The organism is Pseudomonas sp., from assembly GCF_049590575.1.
Taxonomy (GTDB): Bacteria; Pseudomonadota; Gammaproteobacteria; order Pseudomonadales; family Pseudomonadaceae; genus Aquipseudomonas.
Map to the genome: position 1 here is coordinate 24,938 of NZ_JBAWDE010000214.1, position 16,642 is coordinate 41,579.

Below are 16,642 nucleotides of genomic sequence, written 5' to 3' on the forward strand. Positions count from 1 at the left end.
GCCTGCACATGCAGGCCCGTTTTCGTTTAGCTGCGGCGGAAGAAATACCTGCTCAACACTGCCAGCCCGCATGCCCCCAACCCCGCAAAGAGCATCGCCCAACCGGCGCCATGCCGCAGGGCCGCCTGGGCCTCTGCGCTGCTCAACCCCTGCGTATCCAGTTTGCCCGCCGCAATGTTCTGGCTGATGGCCGGCCAATCCATTGCCGTGGTCGCGGGCAGCAGGCTGGAAAGGTGCTGGCTGATCCCCAGCAACAGCACCAGGCCCATCAATGCGATGTTGAGCGCCAGGGTGATCAGCCGCGCGCTGAAGTCGATGCCCGAGGCCATGCCCGCGCGGTCGGCTGAGACCGAGCCGGTGGTGGTGTTGGTGGTGGGTGAGTTGGTCAATGCCAGCCCCACACCGGCGATCACGCAGCCCAACAGCACAACTATGATGCCCGGATGCTCGGCGCCATTGGCCACGGCCATCACCACGAACCCCGCGCCCATCAAGCCCAGGCCCACGGGGATGATGCGCTCGGCGCCATAACGCAGGGCCAGGCGCTCGGCCAGTGGCGGCACCAGCAAGGTCGGCAACGTGTAGGCGAGCAGGGCACCGCCGGTGGTCAGCGTGTCGTAGCCCAGGCCTGCCTGGAAATACAGCGGCAGGTAGATCATGAAGGGCCAGAAGCTGAAGTTCATGCCGATCGAGCCCATCAGCGCGCCATTGAAACGCTGGATTCGAAACACCGAGAAATCAAACATCGGGTGTGCGCTGCGTTGTTCGACAACGATGAACAACAGCAATCCCGCCAGCGCAAGGCCGGCCCAGCCCAGCATGGCCGGTGTGCCGAAACCGTTTTCGCTGCCCTGGGTAATGAAGTACACCAGGGCGAACACCGACAGCGTCAGGGTCAGCATGCCGGCGATATCGAGACGATGGCCGGCCGGGTCGCGCGACTCTTGCACGCTCAGGTGCAGCAGCACCAACGTGAACAGCGTGAGCGGCACATGCACCAGGAATACCCAACGCCAATCTGCCACCGCCAGGATCAGCGCCCCGACCATCGGCCCGAAGCCCAGGCCCACGCCGGCGATCACCCCCCATATTGCGAAGGCCCGCGCCCGCGTTGCCGGCTCCCGGAACTGGTGCGAAAGAATCGCGAACTGGCAGATCATCATCGCCCCCGCGCCCACGCCCTGGACGAAACGCGCCGCGATCAACAGGGACGCATCGTCGACCAACCCGCAGGCCAGCGAGGCCAATCCAAACAGCCACAAGCACATCACCAGCATGCGCCGTCGACCAAAACGATCCGCCAATGTGCCCGCAGCCATCAGTACGCTGGTGCAGGCCAGGGTGTAGGCATTCATGATCCACTGCGCGTCCAGGAAGCCTGTGCCCAACTCACTTTCAAGGGTGGGCAAGATGACCGGCACGCTGGAGATTTCCAGGCCGAACATCAGTGCCACAAGGCATACGGCGGTGAGGGCGAGGCCATCTCTGGCAGTGTGCGGTGCGTTGACGGCCGATACGGCGGCGGCGGGTGGCATGGGGAGGTCCTTTCGCTTGAATGAGCGCATCATTCTCTCGGGAACAGGATTCCTGATTCGTGATAAGTTTTCCTCCTATCAGGGAATCAATGGAAACAATCGAGCCATGGCCACTCCGCGTTTTGATGGCGTTGAACTGTTTCTGCAAATCGTCGAGAGCGGCAACCTGACCGAGGCGGCCGAGCGGCTGAACCTCACGCGCTCCGCCGTCGGCAAGGGCCTGGCGCGGTTGGAGGCGCGCCTGGGCACGTGCCTGCTGCAACGCTCCACCCGCCGTCAGCGATTGACCGAGGATGGCCAGGCGTATTACGAGCATTGCTTGCGTGCGCTGGCAGAACTCGAGGCCGCCGAGTCGGTGCTGGAAAGTGGCCGACAACAGCCACGCGGGCGTTTAAGGGCGAGCTTGCCGCTGGCTTTTGGTCACCACTATGCGGCGCCGGCCTTGTGGGGCTTGCTGGAGCGTTATCCGGGATTGGAGATCGAGGTCAGCTTTGCCGATCGGCGCGTGGATCTGGCGCAGGAGGGCTTTGATGTCGCGGTGCGGATCGGTGCGCTGCCCGACACTGATCGGCTTAGCGCGCGGCGTTTGGGTGAACAGGCCATGGGGCTGGCGGCCTCACCGGCGTTCTTGCAACGGGTGGGCCCGATTGAATCTATCCAAGACCTCGCCGGCGTGCGAGGCATTGCTTACCGCAGCCTCACGCCGCAAGGTTCCGGCATCATCTCACCGCTGTTGATGGACGACCTCCAGGCCGTGGCCGATGCCGCGATTGCCGGCGTTGGGCTGGCCTGGTTGCCGAGCTGGTTGATTGCGCACTATGTGCTGCGCGGGCAGCTTGAGGCTGTACTGCCGAGCTACCGCGACCAGCCTGCGCCGATCCATGTGATCTGGCCCACGGCGGCGCATATGCCGGCCAAGACGCGCTGTGCCATTGACGCGTTGGTGGCCGGGACACCCTCGTGCCTGGCGGGCAGTTGAGTCAGAACGCGATGGAGGTCTGCACGTACACCGTACGCGGCTCGCCGACGTATTTGCCCTTGTTGTTATCGTCGAACGAGCGGGTGAAATACTGGGTGTTGAAAATGTTTTTCACACCGACCGCCACGTTCAAGTCCGACAGCTGTGGGCCGAAATCATACGCCGCGCGGCTGCTGAACAGCATGTAGCCTGGGATACGTCCGTTGGCACCGTCAGCACTTTCCTTTTCAGTGTTGGCGTTGTCGGCGAACTGGCTGCTCTGGAAGCTGCTGTCCAGGTTGAGCTTCCAGCGACCTTCGGTGTAACCCACGCCGAGTGTGCCTTTGTGTTTGGACGAGAAGGGCACGCGGTTGCCTTTATTCGCGCCGTCTTCGCGGATGGTGGCGTCGACATACGCGTAGCTGGCGTACACATCAAAGCCTGCCAGCGCCGGGCTCAAGCCATCGAGCGCGTAGTTGACGCTGGTCTCGATACCTTGGTGGCGTGTCTCGCCACGGGCGATCACCGAGTCGTTGGTCTGGTTGCTTTCGTACTGGTTGTCGAAGTTGATCAGGAACGCGCCGATTTCTGCACGCAGGGTGCCGTCGTCATAACGCGTGCCCAGTTCCCAGGTGCGGGCTTTCTCCGGCTTCACTTCGCCGCTGGTCACGCGGTTGGGCATCTGGCTGTATTGCACGCTGCCGAATGAGCCTTCGGTGTTGGCGTACAGGTTCCAGCTGTCGGTGAGGTGATACAGCACGTTCAACGCCGGCAGCGCGGTGTTGTAGTCGCCTTTGTACTTGACGTTGGTCAGGTTGTTGGTCTGCTGGGACTCGATCATCTCGTAGCGAATGCCCGGCGTGATGGTCCACTTGCCGATATCGATCCGGTCATCAATGAAGAACGCGTTGGCCTCGGTGCCGCCGCGGGTATCACGGTCGTTGCGGCTGTCGGTGGTGGGGATCTGCTGGTTGGCGCTGATCGGCGTGCGGTAGCGCAGTTCGTGGCCGGCTTCATTGATGTAGCGGTAGCCCACGCCCACTTCGTGGCTGGTCGGGCCGAGGTCGAAGCCCTGGGCGAAACGGGTTTCGAGGCCGCGCACCCAATATTCGCGTGGGGACAACGAGAGGAAGTTGCCTTGGTCCAGGTAACCGCTGCGCAGGGTCTTGGTGAAGAAGCTGTTCACGGTGAATTCGCGGCGATCCTGTTCGTAGCGATAGCCGACGTTGAACATTGTGCGCCGGCCCCAGAATTTGTCGTAGGGGCGGGTGGACTGATAGGGATTGGCCTTGTAGTCCGCGACGTTAAGACCGCCCGGCATATCGGCCTGGCCATCGTAATACTGCGCCATGGCGTTGAAGCTGTTGGCGTCGTCGAGCTGGTATTTGCCTTTGAGGATCAGGTCGTCGATGCGCGTGTTGCTGTTTTCGCGCCAGTCGCCGCCACGGGTGCCGGAGTAAAGGATTGCGCCGCCCAGGCCGTTTTCCGCAGTGCCGCCGGCCAGCAGGTTGCCGGTGGTCTTGAAGCCGTCATGGCTGGAAGATGGGCTGGTTTCGGTCTGCAAGCCGCCTTTGACGGTCGGCGCGTCGGGGATTGCCCGGGTCACGAAGTTGACCACGCCGCCGACGTTCTGCGGGCCGTAGCGCACGGCGCCGCCACCGCGCACCACGTCGACCGCGTCCATGTTGCCCATGCTGATTGGCGCAAAAGACAGCTGCGGCTGGCCATACGGCGCGAACGGCACCGGGATGCCGTCCATCAGCACCGTGGAGCGCGATGCCAGGCGCGGGTTGAGGCCGCGAATGCCGAAGTTCAGCGCCATGTCGTGGCTGCCGGTGCCGTTGTTTTCCGGGGCGTTGACGCCGGGAATACGGTTGAGCACGTCGCGGGCCTGGGTGGCGCCCTGGCGTTCGAACTCTTCGCGGCGGATCACATCACGCGCGCCTGGGTGTTCGAATACATTGGTTTGCGCCGCATCGCCGAGCCAGTCGCCGACCACGCTGGAGGTGCCCAGCTCAATGCTGGCGGGGGCTGAAGCCGGTTGCAGGCTGTAGGCATTTTCGCCTTCTGCGCGGGCTTGCAGGCCGGTGCCTTCCAGGAGTTTCTGCAAGCCCTCGGCAGCGTCGTATTGGCCGGACAGCCCGCGGCTCTGCATGCCCGCCGTGACCTCGGAGCTGAAGGAAATCAACACCCCGGCTTCGCGGCCAAATTGATTCAATGCCGCTTCCAGCGAGGTGGGGGCGATGTGGTAGGGCTTGGCGTCGGCCGCCATCACAGAGGGCAATGCGCTGAAACTGAGGCTGGCGCCCAGCAACAGCTGGCGCAGGCTGCGGGCAAGAAGAGTCGGTTGCTGGGGCATGAAGTGCGGTCCTGAGAAGGAAGGATCTAGGTGGCTTTCCTTCTCTGTCACGCGAGGTGTGGAAAACGGCTCACTTTTTTTAAATAAAGTCGGAAAAAGATTTATACCCGCGCCTCTACCGTCACCCAATAGCGGGTAAAGCGCCGTACTTTCACCGGCAGGCTGACTTCCAGCAGGTCGAGAATGCGCTCGCTGTCGTCCAGCGGGTAGCTGCCGGAGATCAGTAAATTGGCGACCTGCGGGTCGCAGTTGAGCTGGCCACGGCGATAACGCCCGAGTTCGGCGAGGAAGTCCGCAAGGCGCATATGCGCGGCCATCAGCATGCCGTCGGCCCAGGCGCCGCTGTTGGCGTCGGTGGCGCGCGGGGTGTCCCAGCCCTTGCGGGTGAAATTGACCTGGCGTGCGGCCTCGACCGTCAAGGGCAGGCCGCTGTAGGTGTTGGGCATCACGTCGACGCGCCCGTCGAACACTGCCACTTGGGTGTGATCACTGAACTGGCGCACATTCAAGCGCGCCGCCTGGCTGGTCAGCAGGCCTTGGCCGGTGAGCACCTGCAACGGCGTATTACCGGCTGTGCCGGTCAGCAGGATTTCGCCTTCGAGCAGGCGGATCAGGCGTTGCTGGCCGTCGAAATGTACATCTACCGCGCTGCCGGTATTGAGCTGCAACTGGCTGCCATCGGCCAATTGCACGTTGCGTCGCTGGCCGACGGGGCTGCGGTAGTCGGCGGTCAGCGGCGGCAGGATGTGCTGCTGGCGCAGGCTCCAGGCGGCGGCTGAGCCTGCGCCCAGAATCAACAGCAACTTCAGCGCCTGGCGTCGGCTACGCGACTGCGGTGCGTTCAACGCCGCGTGCGCCAGGGGCGAGGGCATGCCGCGCAGGCGCTGGTTGACGCGCTGGATATGGTCCCACGCGCGCTGATGCTCGCTGTGGGCATTCAGCCATTGCTGCCACGCGGCCTGCTGGCGAGGGTTGAGTGCGCCTTGCTGCATTTCCAGCAGCCAATGCACAGCCTGCTCGGCAACCTGGGTCGAGACATTCATAGGGCAAAGTAGCAGCGCAGGGCGGCTTTATTCAGATGGCGTTTGACGGTGGCGATGGAGATGCCCAGTTCGGCGCCGATTTGGGCATAGGTCAGGCCGTCGAGCTGGGCCAGCAGGAACGCGCGTTTGACCTGGACCGGCAGGCCGTCGAGCAGTTGGTCCAGCTCCACCAGGGTTTGCAGGATGATTGCGCGTTCTTCTTCCGACGGCGCCACGTGTTCGGGCATTTGTGCCAGTGCGTCGAGGTAGGCGCGCTCGAGGTCCTGGCGGCGGTAGAAGTTGAACAGCACGCGCTTGGCGACTGTGGTCAGGAACGCGCGTGGTTCGACCAGTGTGGGCGCCTCGCGGGCGGTCAACACGCGGATGAAGGTGTCTTGCGCCAGGTCGGCGGCACTTTCCGGGCAGCCGAGCTTGCGTCGCAACCAGCCGGTGAGCCAGTGGTGATGATCGTTGTACAAAACTTCAACGGTATTGGACGGGCTCAACGCGATCACCCTTAACGACAGGCCGCTAGCATCGGCATGCTTTAGAGAACAAGAATTGTTCGCATTGTAGGGCGCCGGAGCACCTTCGGCAATCCGGTAAAGCGGGTGATTCATCCGTTCTTTTTTGCTTATGAGAATATTTATCATTAATATTGCGCGCTGATGAACCTGGCGCTCCCTGCATGAAAAGCAAAACCTCGCTGCCTGTCTCCTACCGTCTCGCCGTGACCTCGCGCGTACTGGCTGCCGTGGTGGGCGGCTACCTGATGGCTTCGTTGGCCAGTATCTGCCTGGCGCTGTGGATGCCCACCGCCCGCGCCGACGCAGTCATCATCGGCATGATGAGTTCCTTTGTGTTCTATCTGCTCGCGGTGCTCTGGTGTTTCGCCTGCCGCAGTGCGGCGCGTGCGTGGTTCGGTGTGATGTTGCCGAGCGCGGCGTTCGCCACCCTGGCGGGCGTGGGATTCTGGATGGCACGCACATGAAAGAGGGCTTTCGCCAGGCCATGGCCTGGTTGCACACCTGGGCCGGGCTGATCTTTGGCTGGCTGCTGTTTGCGATTTTCCTGACAGGCACCCTGTCGTATTTCAAAGATGAAATCAGCCACTGGATGCAACCTGAAGTGCAGGCCCATGCCCTGGACGATAAACGCAGCCTGACGGTCGCCCAAACTTACCTGCAGCAAGTCGCACCGACGGCGGCACGCTGGTTCATCACCCTGCCGGACAGCCGCGACCCCGGTCTGTCAGTGATGTGGCAAGACAAGGTCGACCCCGGCAAACGCGGCAATTTCATCCAGAAAACCCTCGACCCGGTCAGCGGCCAGGCGGTGCAGGCGCGTGAAAGCATGGGCGGCGAATTCTTCTATCGCTTCCATTTCCAGTTGCAGATGCCTTACCCGTGGGGCCGCTGGCTCTCGACCATTGCCGCCATGGTGATGTTTGTCGCGCTGATCACCGGCATCATCACCCACAAGAAAATCTTCAAGGACTTCTTCACCTTCCGCCCCCGCAAAGGCCAGCGTTCCTGGCTGGACGGGCATAACGCAGTGGGTGTGCTGGTGCTGCCCTTCCACTTGATAATCACCTACAGCAGCCTGGTGATCTTCATGAGCATGGTGATGCCGGCGCCGATCCTGGCCTCGTATGGCAACGACTCCCGCGCGTTCTTTAATGAGGTATTCCCGGCGACCAACAATGCACCGGCGCTCGGGCAGCCTGGCACCTTGCAGCCGCTGGTACCGATGTACGAGCGGGCACGGGCGCAATGGGACGGCGGCCATGTGGGGCGAATCGCGGTGAATAACCCGGGCGATGTGAACGCATCGGTGAATGTATTCCGCGCCGGTTCAGACAGCGTGGTGCATGGGGCCGGCAGTACCGTGTCGTTCAATGGCACCACGTCCGAACTGCTGCGGGCAAGTAGCGGGCAATCGTTACCGGCGGTGATCGGTGGCAGTTTCTACGGCCTGCATATGGGGCATTTCGCCGGCCCGGTGCTGCGCTGGCTGTACTTTATCTGCGGCCTGGCGGGCACGGCGATGATCGGCACCGGGCTGGTGATCTGGCTGGGCAAGCGTCAGCTCAAACATGCCAAGAGCGCGGCGATGCCTTTCGAGTTGCGGTTGGTGGAAGTGCTGAACGTCGCCAGCATGTCCGGGCTGATGATCGCAATTGCGGGGTTCTTCTGGGCCAACCGCTTGTTGCCGGTGAGCTTTGCCGCACGCTCCGACTGGGAAGTGCAGGCCTTCTTTATCGCCTGGGGCCTGAGCCTGCTGCACGCGATCCTGCGGCGCGGTCGCCAGGGCTGGGTCGAGCAATTGAGTTTCGGCGCGCTGCTGTTTGTTGCGATTCCGCTGCTGAATGCGCTGACCACCTCCAGCCATTTGGGCGTTTCACTGGCAACGGGTGACTGGGCCATGGCCGGCTTCGACCTCACCTGCCTGGCCAGCGGCGTATTCCTCGGCTGGGCCGCCTGGAAGATGCAGCACCGTAGCGCGCCGGCGCCCAAGGCTGAACGCGCACGGCCCTTGACCCTCAAGCGCGAGGCCAACTGAATGCTGCTCGCGCTGTTGATGTGTTACGCGGGGTTTACCGCGCTGTGCCTGTCCACCGACCGTCACCATGGCGAGTTGCTGCGCAGCAAGCCTTCACCGCGTCGGCGGTTGGGGCTGCGGGTGCTGGGCTGGCTGCTGTTGAGCGGGGCGATCTGGCCGGCCGTCAGCCTCGCCGGTTGGGGCCAGGGCCTGGTGGAGTGGTGCGCAGTCTTGATGCTCAGCGCATTGCTGCTGGTGCTGTTGTTGCCGTATCGGCCAAGGCTGGCCTTGATCCTGGCAGGCGTCGGCCTGCTGGCGAGCCCCGTTGCTGCCTTCGCCACTCTCTGAGCCCTGCCATGATGATCAGCACGCCGCCCGAATCCCAGGACAGCCAACCGGCTGAAGCGGCGGGCGGTCGCGCGTATTTTCTGCAAGTATTCCTGTCCCAGCGCTCGCAGATGGAAGCCCTGGTCAGCCGGCGCGTGGGCTGCCGCGCCACGGCCGCCGACCTGGTGCAGGACCTATTCCTGCGCTTCTGGCGGCGGCCGTTGGTGCAGGTCGAAGAGCTCAGCACTTACCTGTTGCGCTGTGCCGGCAATATCGCCATCGACCACCTGCGCAGCGAAGGCGCGCGGGTGCGCAGCAGCGAAGGCTGGCTGCCCGAACAGCAGGATAACCAGGGTTCCGAACCCCAGGCGGCGCTGGAGGCGGGCAATGACCTGCGGCATGTCGAAGCGGCCCTGCGCAGCCTGCCCGAGCGCACGCGGCAGATCTTTCTGCTCAACCGCATCCACGGCCGCAAATACGCGCAAATCGCCAAAGCCATGGGGCTGTCCCAAAGTGCCGTGGAAAAACATATGATGCGTGCCCTTGAAGCCTGCAAAGCCAGCCTTCGCGAACCATCGCCCCCACGCACGCCAGGGAAAGCACCGTGAACCTCACCCCCACGCCCGACCAGGAGCAAGCGGCACTGGCCTGGCTGAGCCTGCTGCATGACCAGCCCAGCAGCGGCGACCAGGCCACGTTCAGTCACTGGTTGCGCGCCGACCCTGCACACGTTGAGGCCTATGCCCAGGCCCAGGTGCTGTGGGAGTTGAGCGAAGTGCCGGCGCGCACGCTGGCGGACGAAGACGCGCTGGCGTTGCAGGGCTATCTGAAGACGATGAACACCTCGAAACGCTCACGCGCGGTGCGCTGGTCCGGCGCATTGGCCATGGCTGCGTGCGTGCTGCTGATGGTTTGCGTGGGCGCCGGTTGGCAGCCGTCACGCTGGGTCGACGACATTGGCGCCGATTACGTAACCGCCCCGGGCGAGGTGAAAACCGTGACCCTGGCCGATCAATCCCAGGTCACCCTGGACGCCGACAGCGCCATTGCGGTGGATTTCAGCCAGGGCGAGCGGCATATCCAGTTGCGCCGGGGTGCCGGATTTTTCAGCGTGACCCACACGGGCCGGCCGTTTGTAGTGGAGGCGGGCAGTGGCGAGGCGCGGGTGTTGGGCACGCAGTTTGAAGTGCGCCTGCAACCGGCAGGGGCCGAGGTGACGGTGCTGTCCGGGCGGGTTGCGGTGACACCATCGAAACAGGGCCAGCAGCAAATCCTCACAGCCGGTCAGCAAGTGGCCTATGCCAACGGTGTGGCTGAGCCCCTGCATGCCGTCGACAGCGAAGCGCGCCTGGCCTGGCGCGATGGCTGGCTCAACTACTACAAGGCGCCGTTGGCGGAGGTGGTCAAGGATCTGGGCCGTTACTACCCAGGCCGAATCCTGCTGCTCAATGACGAGATGGGCACCAGGCGCGTCAGCGGCAGTTTCCCCAGCAAAGACCCACAGGCGGTGCTGAATGCATTGCAGGCGGTACTGGGTTTCGAGCAGCGCAGCCTGTTGGGACGAGTGATTGTGCTGCGCTGATTAGTTCAGCGCCGCCATGATTTTCTCGGGGTCGTAGTCGCGGATCAGCGTGCCGTTCACATCCACGAATGGAATTCCGCCGCCACCCAGCGCCTCATACGCCTTGCGCGCCTGGGCGTCCTTTTCGATGTCGACGGCGGTGTAGGGAATACCCTTCTGATCGAGAAGGCGGCGGATCTGCTTGCAGTAGCCGCACCACTCGGTGGCGTACAGCACCACCCGCGCCGAGGCCCGGGTCTGCTCCGGCACGACCTGGGACGGGTTGAACACCCGCTCGATCTTGCCCCAGTTCTGGATGACCACCACGACCAGCAACACCAGCAGGACTTTTTTAAAGACCCCGCCGAGCATCAGTTACGACGCTTGAGCTGGTCGGTCAGCTGGGTCGGCAGGCCCTTGATGATCAAGGTGCCGGCGGCTTCGTCGTACTCGATCTTGTCGCCCAGTAGGTGCGCTTCAAAGCTGATCGACAGCCCCTCGGCACGCCCGGTGAAGCGGCGGAACTGGTTGAGAGTGCGTTTATCCGCCGGGATTTCCGGCGACAGGCCGTAGTCCTTGTTGCGGATATGGTCGTAGAACGCCTTTGGTCGATCTTCATCGATCAAACCCGACAGTTCTTCCAGGCCCATCGGTTCGCCGAGCTTGGCCTGGCTGCTGGCGTAGTCGACCAGGGTCTTGGTTTTTTCGCGGGCCGACTCGTCCGGCAGGTCTTCGCTTTCTACGAAGTCGCTGAAGGCCTTGAGCAGGGTACGGGTTTCGCCGGGGCCGTCGACGCCTTCCTGGCAGCCGATGAAGTCGCGGAAGTACTCCGACACCTTCTTGCCGTTCTTACCCTTGATAAACGAGATGTACTGTTTGGATTGCTTGTTGTTCTGCCACTCGGACACGTTGATGCGCGCGGCCAGGTGCAGTTGGCCCAGGTCCAGGTGGCGCGACGCGGTCACGTCGAGGTCCTCGGTCACCGCCACGCCTTCGCTGTGGTGCAGCAGGGCGATGGCCAGGTAGTCGGTCATGCCTTGCTGGTAGTGGGCAAACAGCACGTGGCCGCCGGTGGAGAGGTTGGACTCTTCCATCAGCTTTTGCAGGTGCTCGACGGCGGTGCGGCTGAACGTGGTGAAATCCTGCCCACCGTCAAAATATTCCTTCAACCAGCCGCTGAACGGGTGCGCGCCCGACTCGGCATGGAAGAAACCCCAGGCCTTGCCTTGTTTGGCGTTGTAGCTCTCGTTGAGGTCGGCAAGCATGTTCTCGATGGCGGCCGACTCGGCAAGCTCGGAGTCGCGGGCGTGGAGAACTGCAGGTGTGCCGTCGGGTTTTTTGTCGATCAGGTGGACGATGCAATGACGGATCGGCATAGGCTTCTCGGCTGGTTGAAGGGGAGCGGTCGGCCTCCCCAAAAAGTCGCCCAGTGTACCGCACCCGTTGGCCAAGACGCGCTTTGAAGGGTGGTTTGGGCGCTCTCCGACGGCCCATATGCCTTTTTTTCACGGTTTAGAGCGATAAAGCTGACCAAATGGGTAGGTAGAGGCGGATATTTCCCCGTCTCTGTGCTAGTTTTGCCCCGTCTTACGCCAAGTCTCGGCGTTAAGCGTGCATTCAGCATCTGTCAGGTCGAACCAATCCCCGTTTCAAGCATCTATAACCCCGATCTCCGTGGTTATAGCCGGGGGTGCCAGGCCATGACGGTCGGGCTCGATGGCTGACACTGCACTCTGCAATCCATATGAATTTGATAGGGAAGGAACACCACAATGGCTATTACTAAAGACCAACTGATCGCTGACCTGGCTGAAGCAGTAGACGCACCGAAAACCACCGTGCGCGCCCTGCTGGACCAACTGAGCCAAGTTGTTGCTGATCAGCTGGAAAACGGCGGCGAAATCACTCTGCCAGGCGTTGGCAAACTGAAAGTGACCGAGCGTCCTGCCCGTACTGGCCGTAACCCTTCGACTGGCGCAGCCATCGAAATCGCTGCCAAGAAAGTTATCAAGCTGGTTGTGGCCAAAGGCCTGACCGACGCTGTTAACAAGTAAGACGCAGCAAAAAAAAACCGTGCTCCGGAGCGATCCGGGCACGGTTTTTTGTTGCCTGCGATTTGCTGCGCTGAACGGTTAGTCGCGAACCCAGCGCTGGCGCCAGATCTGCTGCTCATTCTTGGTCTGGAAGGTCCAGGCCACAAAACGGCTTTGCTTCTGGCCCTGGGACATTTCCACGACCTGGCTTTCAAGCACGCCGGCTTTTTTCAGGGCTGTCTGGATCGCGGGCAGGTTCGACGCTTTTGACACCAGGCAACTGAACCACAACACCTTGTGGGCAAAATGCGCGCTCTCGGCGATCAACTGCGTCACAAAGCGCGCTTCACCGCCTTCACACCACAGCTCGGCCGACTGGCCACCGAAGTTCAGCACCGGCAACTTGCGCTTGGGGTCGGCCTTGCCGAGTGCACGCCATTTGCGCTCGCTGCCTTTGGTGGCTTCTTCCATGGACGCATGGAACGGCGGGTTGCACAGGGTCAGGTCAAAGCGTTCGCCCGGCTCCAGCAAGCCCAGCAGGATTTGCTTGGGATTGGTCTGCTGGCGCAACTGGATGACCTTGCTCAGGTCGTTGGACTGCACGATAGCCTTGGCGGCGGCCACGGCGATTGGGTCGACCTCCGAGCCGAGGAAGTTCCAGCGGTACTCCATATAGCCAATCAGCGGGTAGACGCAGTTGGCGCCCATGCCGATGTCCAGCACCTTGACGATCGAACCGCGCGGGATCTTGCCGTCATTGACGCTGGCCAGCAGGTCGGCGAGGAAGTGCACGTAGTCGGCACGCCCCGGCACCGGTGGGCACAGGTAATCCGCCGGGATATCCCAATGCTGGATGCCATAGAACGACTTGAGCAGCGCCCGGTTGAACACCCGTACCGCATCCGGGCTGGCGAAGTCGATGCTTTCCTTGCCATAGGGGTTGATGATCACGAATTGCGCCAGCTCGGGCGTGGTCTTGATCAGCGCCGGGAAGTCGTAACGGCCTGTGTGGCGGTTGCGCGGGTGCAGCGTGGCCTCTTTGCGCGGCGCCACGGGCTTGGCCGGGGCTGCGGTTTTAGGCTTCTTGCGCGGAGGTTTTGGTGTGCTGGGGGCGGTCATGTTGATTCTGGTGTTGGCTCAAAGTGGCGGCCATTGTCACACATCTTGAGTGCAACTCGGGCAAATGTGGGAGGGGGCTTGCCCCCGATAGCGGTGTGACAGGCAAAAATGCTCGGACTGATACACCGCTATCGGGGGCAAGCCCCCTCCCACACTGACTGCGTGCACAAAAAAAGAGGCCCGAAGGCCTCTTTTTTAAATCACGGTCCACCTTACAGGCTGGAAATCCGCGCATGTTGCTCCGCCAGCTTGCCCAGGGCCTGTTCAGCCTCGGCCAGCTTGGCGCGTTCTTTCTCGATCACCTCGGCCGGGGCCTTGTCGACGAACGCCGCGTTGGACAGCTTGCCGCCCACTCGCTGCACTTCGCCTTGCAGGCGCAGGATTTCCTTGTCGAGACGGGCCAGTTCCGCGCCCTTGTCGATCAGGCCAGCCATTGGCACCAGCACTTCCATGTCGCCTACCAACGCGGTGGCGGACAGCGGTGCTTCGGCGCCGGCAGCCAGTACGGTGATCGACTCCAGCTTCGCCAGCTTCTTGAGCAGTGCATCGTTCTCGGTGAGACGACGCTGGTCTTCGGCGCTGGCGTTCTTCACAAACACCGCCAGTGGCTTGCCCGGCCCGATGTTCATCTCGGCGCGGATGTTGCGCGTGCCGAGCATCAGGGTCTTGAGCCATTCGATATCGCTCTCGGCCGCCTCATCGATGCGCGCTTCGTTGGCCACCGGCCAAGGTTGCAGCATGATGGTCTTGCCGTCTTTGCCGGCCAGCGGCGCCAGGCGCTGCCAGATTTCTTCGGTGATGAACGGCATGAACGGATGCGCCAGGCGCAGGGCCACTTCCAGCACGCGGACCAGGGTGTGGCGGGTGCCGCGCTGACGTTCGATCGGCGCGTTTTCGTCCCACAGCACGGGCTTGGACAGTTCCAGGTACCAGTCGCAATACTGGTTCCAGATGAACTCATACAAGGCCTGGGCAGCCAGGTCGAAACGGAACTGGTCGAGCTGGCGGGTCACTTCGGCTTCGGTGCGCTGCAACTGCGAGATGATCCAGCGGTCCGCCAGTGACAGCTCGATGGCCTCGCCGTTCTGGCCGCAGTCTTCGCCTTTATCCAGCACGTAACGCGCCGCGTTCCAGATCTTGTTGCAGAAGTTGCGATAGCCTTCGACGCGGCCCATGTCGAACTTGATGTCGCGCCCGGTCGACGCCAGCGAGCAGAAGGTGAACCGCAGGGCGTCGGTGCCGTAGCTGGCGATGCCGTCGGCGAATTCGTCGCGGGTCTGCTTCTCGATCTTCTTCGCCAGTTTCGGCTGCATCAGGCCCGAGGTGCGTTTCTGCACCAGGGTTTCCAGGTCGATGCCGTCGATGATGTCCAGCGGGTCCAGGACGTTGCCCTTGGACTTGGACATCTTCTGGCCCTGGCCATCACGCACCAGGCCGTGCACATACACGGTCTTGAACGGTACCTGCGGGGTTCCGTCCTCGTTCTTCACCAAGTGCATGGTGAGCATGATCATCCGTGCAACCCAGAAGAAAATGATATCGAAACCGGTGACCAGCACGTCGGTGGAGTGGAATTTCTTCAGGAATTCAGTCTGCTGCGGCCAGCCCAGGGTCGAGAAGGTCCACAGGCCCGAGCTGAACCAGGTGTCCAGTACGTCGTTGTCCTGTTGCAGCGCTACGTCCGGGCCGAGGTTGTGCTTGGCACGCACTTCGGCCTCATCACGGCCTACGTAGACCTTGCCCGACTCGTCGTACCAGGCCGGAATGCGGTGGCCCCACCACAGCTGGCGGCTGATGCACCAATCCTGGATGTCGCGCATCCACGAGAAGTACATGTTTTCGTACTGCTTGGGCACGAACTGGATACGGCCGTCTTCCACGGCAGCAATCGCCGGCTCGGCCAGCGGCTTGGTAGAGACGTACCACTGGTCGGTCAGCCACGGCTCGATTACGGTGCCGGAGCGGTCGCCCTTCGGCACTTTCAGGCCGTGGTCGTCAACGCTGACCAGCAGGCCGGCGGCGTCGAAGGCTGCAACGATCTGTTTGCGCGCTTCGAAACGGTCGAGGCCGGCGTATTCGGCCGGGATCTTGCCGTCGATGCTGTCGTTCAGCGTGCCGTCCAGGTTGAACACCTGGCAGGCCGGCAGTACGGCGGCGTTTTTATCGAAGATATTCAGCAGCGGCAGGTTGTGGCGCTTGCCGACTTCATAGTCGTTGAAATCGTGGGCCGGGGTGATTTTCACGCAGCCGGTGCCGAATTCAGGGTCGCAATAGTCGTCCGCGATAATCGGGATGCGGCGGCCCACCAGCGGCAGCTCGACAAACTTGCCGATCAGCGCCTGGTAGCGCTCGTCGTTCGGGTTAACGGCCACGGCGGCATCGCCGAGCATGGTTTCCGGACGGGTGGTGGCGACGATCAGGTAGTCATTGCCTTCGGCGGTCTTGGCGCCGTCAGCCAGCGGGTACTTGAGGTTCCACAGGAAACCTTTCTCGTCGTGGTTCTCCACTTCAAGGTCGGAAATCGCCGTGTGCAACTTGGTGTCCCAGTTGACCAGGCGCTTGCCGCGGTAGATCAGGCCGTCTTCATGCAGGCGCACGAAGGCTTCCTTGACGGCTTCCGACAGGCCGTCGTCCATGGTGAAGCGCTCGCGGCTCCAGTCGACGGACGAACCGAGGCGACGGATCTGACGGCTGATGTTGCCGCCGGACTGGTCTTTCCATTCCCAGATCTTTTCCAGGAATTTCTCGCGGCCCAAGTCGTGACGGCTCTGGCCGGTGGCTTCGAGTTGGCGTTCCACCAACATCTGGGTGGCGATACCGGCGTGGTCGGTGCCCGGTTGCCACAGGGTGTTGCGGCCCTGCATGCGGCGGAAACGGATCAACGCATCCATGATCGCATTGTTGAAGCCGTGGCCCATGTGCAGGCTGCCAGTGACGTTCGGTGGCGGAATCATGATGGTGTAGGAATCACCCGCGCCTTGCGGAGCGAAATAATTCTCGGACTCCCAGGTCTCGTACCAGGAAGTTTCAATAGCGTGCGGCTGGTAGGTCTTATCCATGCGCGGCGGGACCCTAGTTGGCATTTATTCAGGAAAGCCGGCAAGTATAACGGGGGATAGGGGAGAGGGCGAGTTGAAGACGGGCTTAAGGTTGGCGCTGAGCAAATGTGGGAGCGGGCTTGCTCGCG

General features: G+C 62.4%; 15 protein-coding genes. 7 read left to right on the forward strand and 8 right to left on the reverse strand.

Going from position 1 to position 16,642, the window contains the following annotated elements:
* Positions 1–26: 26 nt before the first annotated feature.
* Entirely contained in the window at positions 27–1,535 is a 1,509-nt protein-coding gene (locus tag WBR57_RS14250) for an MFS transporter (RefSeq protein ID WP_424084361.1), read from the reverse strand.
* 106 nt (positions 1,536–1,641) lie between these two features.
* Here WBR57_RS14250 and WBR57_RS14255 point away from each other — a divergent pair, with 106 nt between their 5' ends.
* The gene (locus WBR57_RS14255; protein WP_424084362.1) at positions 1,642–2,514 is read left to right on the forward strand and encodes a LysR family transcriptional regulator; all 873 of its coding nucleotides are present in this window, start codon (positions 1,642–1,644) and stop codon (positions 2,512–2,514) included.
* A 1-nt stretch (position 2,515) separates the two neighbouring features.
* Here WBR57_RS14255 and fecA read toward each other — a convergent pair whose 3' ends face one another.
* From fecA to WBR57_RS14270, 3 genes are all read right to left on the reverse strand, one after another.
* Positions 2,516–4,852: a TonB-dependent Fe(3+) dicitrate receptor FecA gene (fecA, locus tag WBR57_RS14260; protein ID WP_424084363.1), complete on the reverse strand. Its 2,337-nt coding sequence runs from the start codon at positions 4,850–4,852 to the stop codon at positions 2,516–2,518.
* Between the two features lie 101 nt (positions 4,853–4,953).
* Positions 4,954–5,895 carry a FecR domain-containing protein gene (locus WBR57_RS14265; RefSeq protein ID WP_424084364.1) on the reverse strand — a complete coding sequence of 314 codons (942 nt, stop codon included), beginning with the start codon at positions 5,893–5,895 and terminating at the stop codon, positions 4,954–4,956.
* A complete protein-coding gene (locus WBR57_RS14270; RefSeq protein ID WP_424084365.1) occupies positions 5,892–6,380 on the reverse strand; it encodes a sigma-70 family RNA polymerase sigma factor in 489 nt (162 codons plus the stop codon). Before WBR57_RS14270 ends, WBR57_RS14265 begins: the two co-directional genes overlap by 4 nt.
* Positions 6,381–6,562: 182 nt before the next feature.
* On the opposite strand from WBR57_RS14270, the gene WBR57_RS14275 reads away from it, so the two are divergent.
* Genes WBR57_RS14275 through WBR57_RS14295 form a run of 5 tightly spaced genes read left to right on the forward strand, consistent with a single transcriptional unit; the run spans position 6,563 to position 10,324 of the window.
* A complete protein-coding gene (locus WBR57_RS14275; protein WP_424084366.1) occupies positions 6,563–6,865 on the forward strand; it encodes a DUF3649 domain-containing protein in 303 nt (100 codons plus the stop codon).
* The gene (locus tag WBR57_RS14280; RefSeq protein ID WP_424084367.1) at positions 6,862–8,436 is read left to right on the forward strand and encodes a PepSY-associated TM helix domain-containing protein; all 1,575 of its coding nucleotides are present in this window, start codon (positions 6,862–6,864) and stop codon (positions 8,434–8,436) included. Before WBR57_RS14275 ends, WBR57_RS14280 begins: the two co-directional genes overlap by 4 nt.
* A complete protein-coding gene (locus tag WBR57_RS14285) occupies positions 8,437–8,763 on the forward strand; it encodes a DUF3325 domain-containing protein (protein ID WP_424084368.1) in 327 nt (108 codons plus the stop codon).
* An 8-nt stretch (positions 8,764–8,771) separates the two neighbouring features.
* The gene (locus WBR57_RS14290) at positions 8,772–9,350 is read left to right on the forward strand and encodes an RNA polymerase sigma factor (RefSeq protein ID WP_424084369.1); all 579 of its coding nucleotides are present in this window, start codon (positions 8,772–8,774) and stop codon (positions 9,348–9,350) included.
* A complete protein-coding gene (locus WBR57_RS14295) occupies positions 9,347–10,324 on the forward strand; it encodes a FecR family protein (RefSeq protein ID WP_424084370.1) in 978 nt (325 codons plus the stop codon). The genes WBR57_RS14290 and WBR57_RS14295 overlap by 4 nt, the downstream gene beginning before the upstream one ends.
* Here WBR57_RS14295 and WBR57_RS14300 read toward each other — a convergent pair whose 3' ends face one another.
* Both WBR57_RS14300 and yejK read right to left on the reverse strand, forming a co-directional pair.
* Positions 10,325–10,675 carry a glutaredoxin family protein gene (locus WBR57_RS14300; RefSeq protein ID WP_424084371.1) on the reverse strand — a complete coding sequence of 117 codons (351 nt, stop codon included), beginning with the start codon at positions 10,673–10,675 and terminating at the stop codon, positions 10,325–10,327. It abuts the gene before it with no gap.
* Positions 10,675–11,679 carry a nucleoid-associated protein YejK gene (gene yejK, locus WBR57_RS14305; RefSeq protein WP_048720332.1) on the reverse strand — a complete coding sequence of 335 codons (1,005 nt, stop codon included), beginning with the start codon at positions 11,677–11,679 and terminating at the stop codon, positions 10,675–10,677. Before yejK ends, WBR57_RS14300 begins: the two co-directional genes overlap by 1 nt.
* A gap of 396 nt (positions 11,680–12,075) precedes the next feature.
* Here yejK and WBR57_RS14310 point away from each other — a divergent pair, with 396 nt between their 5' ends.
* Positions 12,076–12,357: an HU family DNA-binding protein gene (locus tag WBR57_RS14310; RefSeq protein ID WP_003188840.1), complete on the forward strand. Its 282-nt coding sequence runs from the start codon at positions 12,076–12,078 to the stop codon at positions 12,355–12,357.
* Between the two features lie 78 nt (positions 12,358–12,435).
* Here WBR57_RS14310 and rlmF read toward each other — a convergent pair whose 3' ends face one another.
* Positions 12,436–13,455, reverse strand: a complete 1,020-nt coding sequence (gene rlmF / locus WBR57_RS14315) for a 23S rRNA (adenine(1618)-N(6))-methyltransferase RlmF (protein WP_424084372.1) — start codon at positions 13,453–13,455, stop codon at positions 12,436–12,438.
* 212 nt (positions 13,456–13,667) lie between these two features.
* Entirely contained in the window at positions 13,668–16,514 is a 2,847-nt protein-coding gene (locus WBR57_RS14320) for a valine--tRNA ligase (RefSeq protein ID WP_424084373.1), read from the reverse strand.
* Positions 16,515–16,642: the final 128 nt, after the last annotated feature.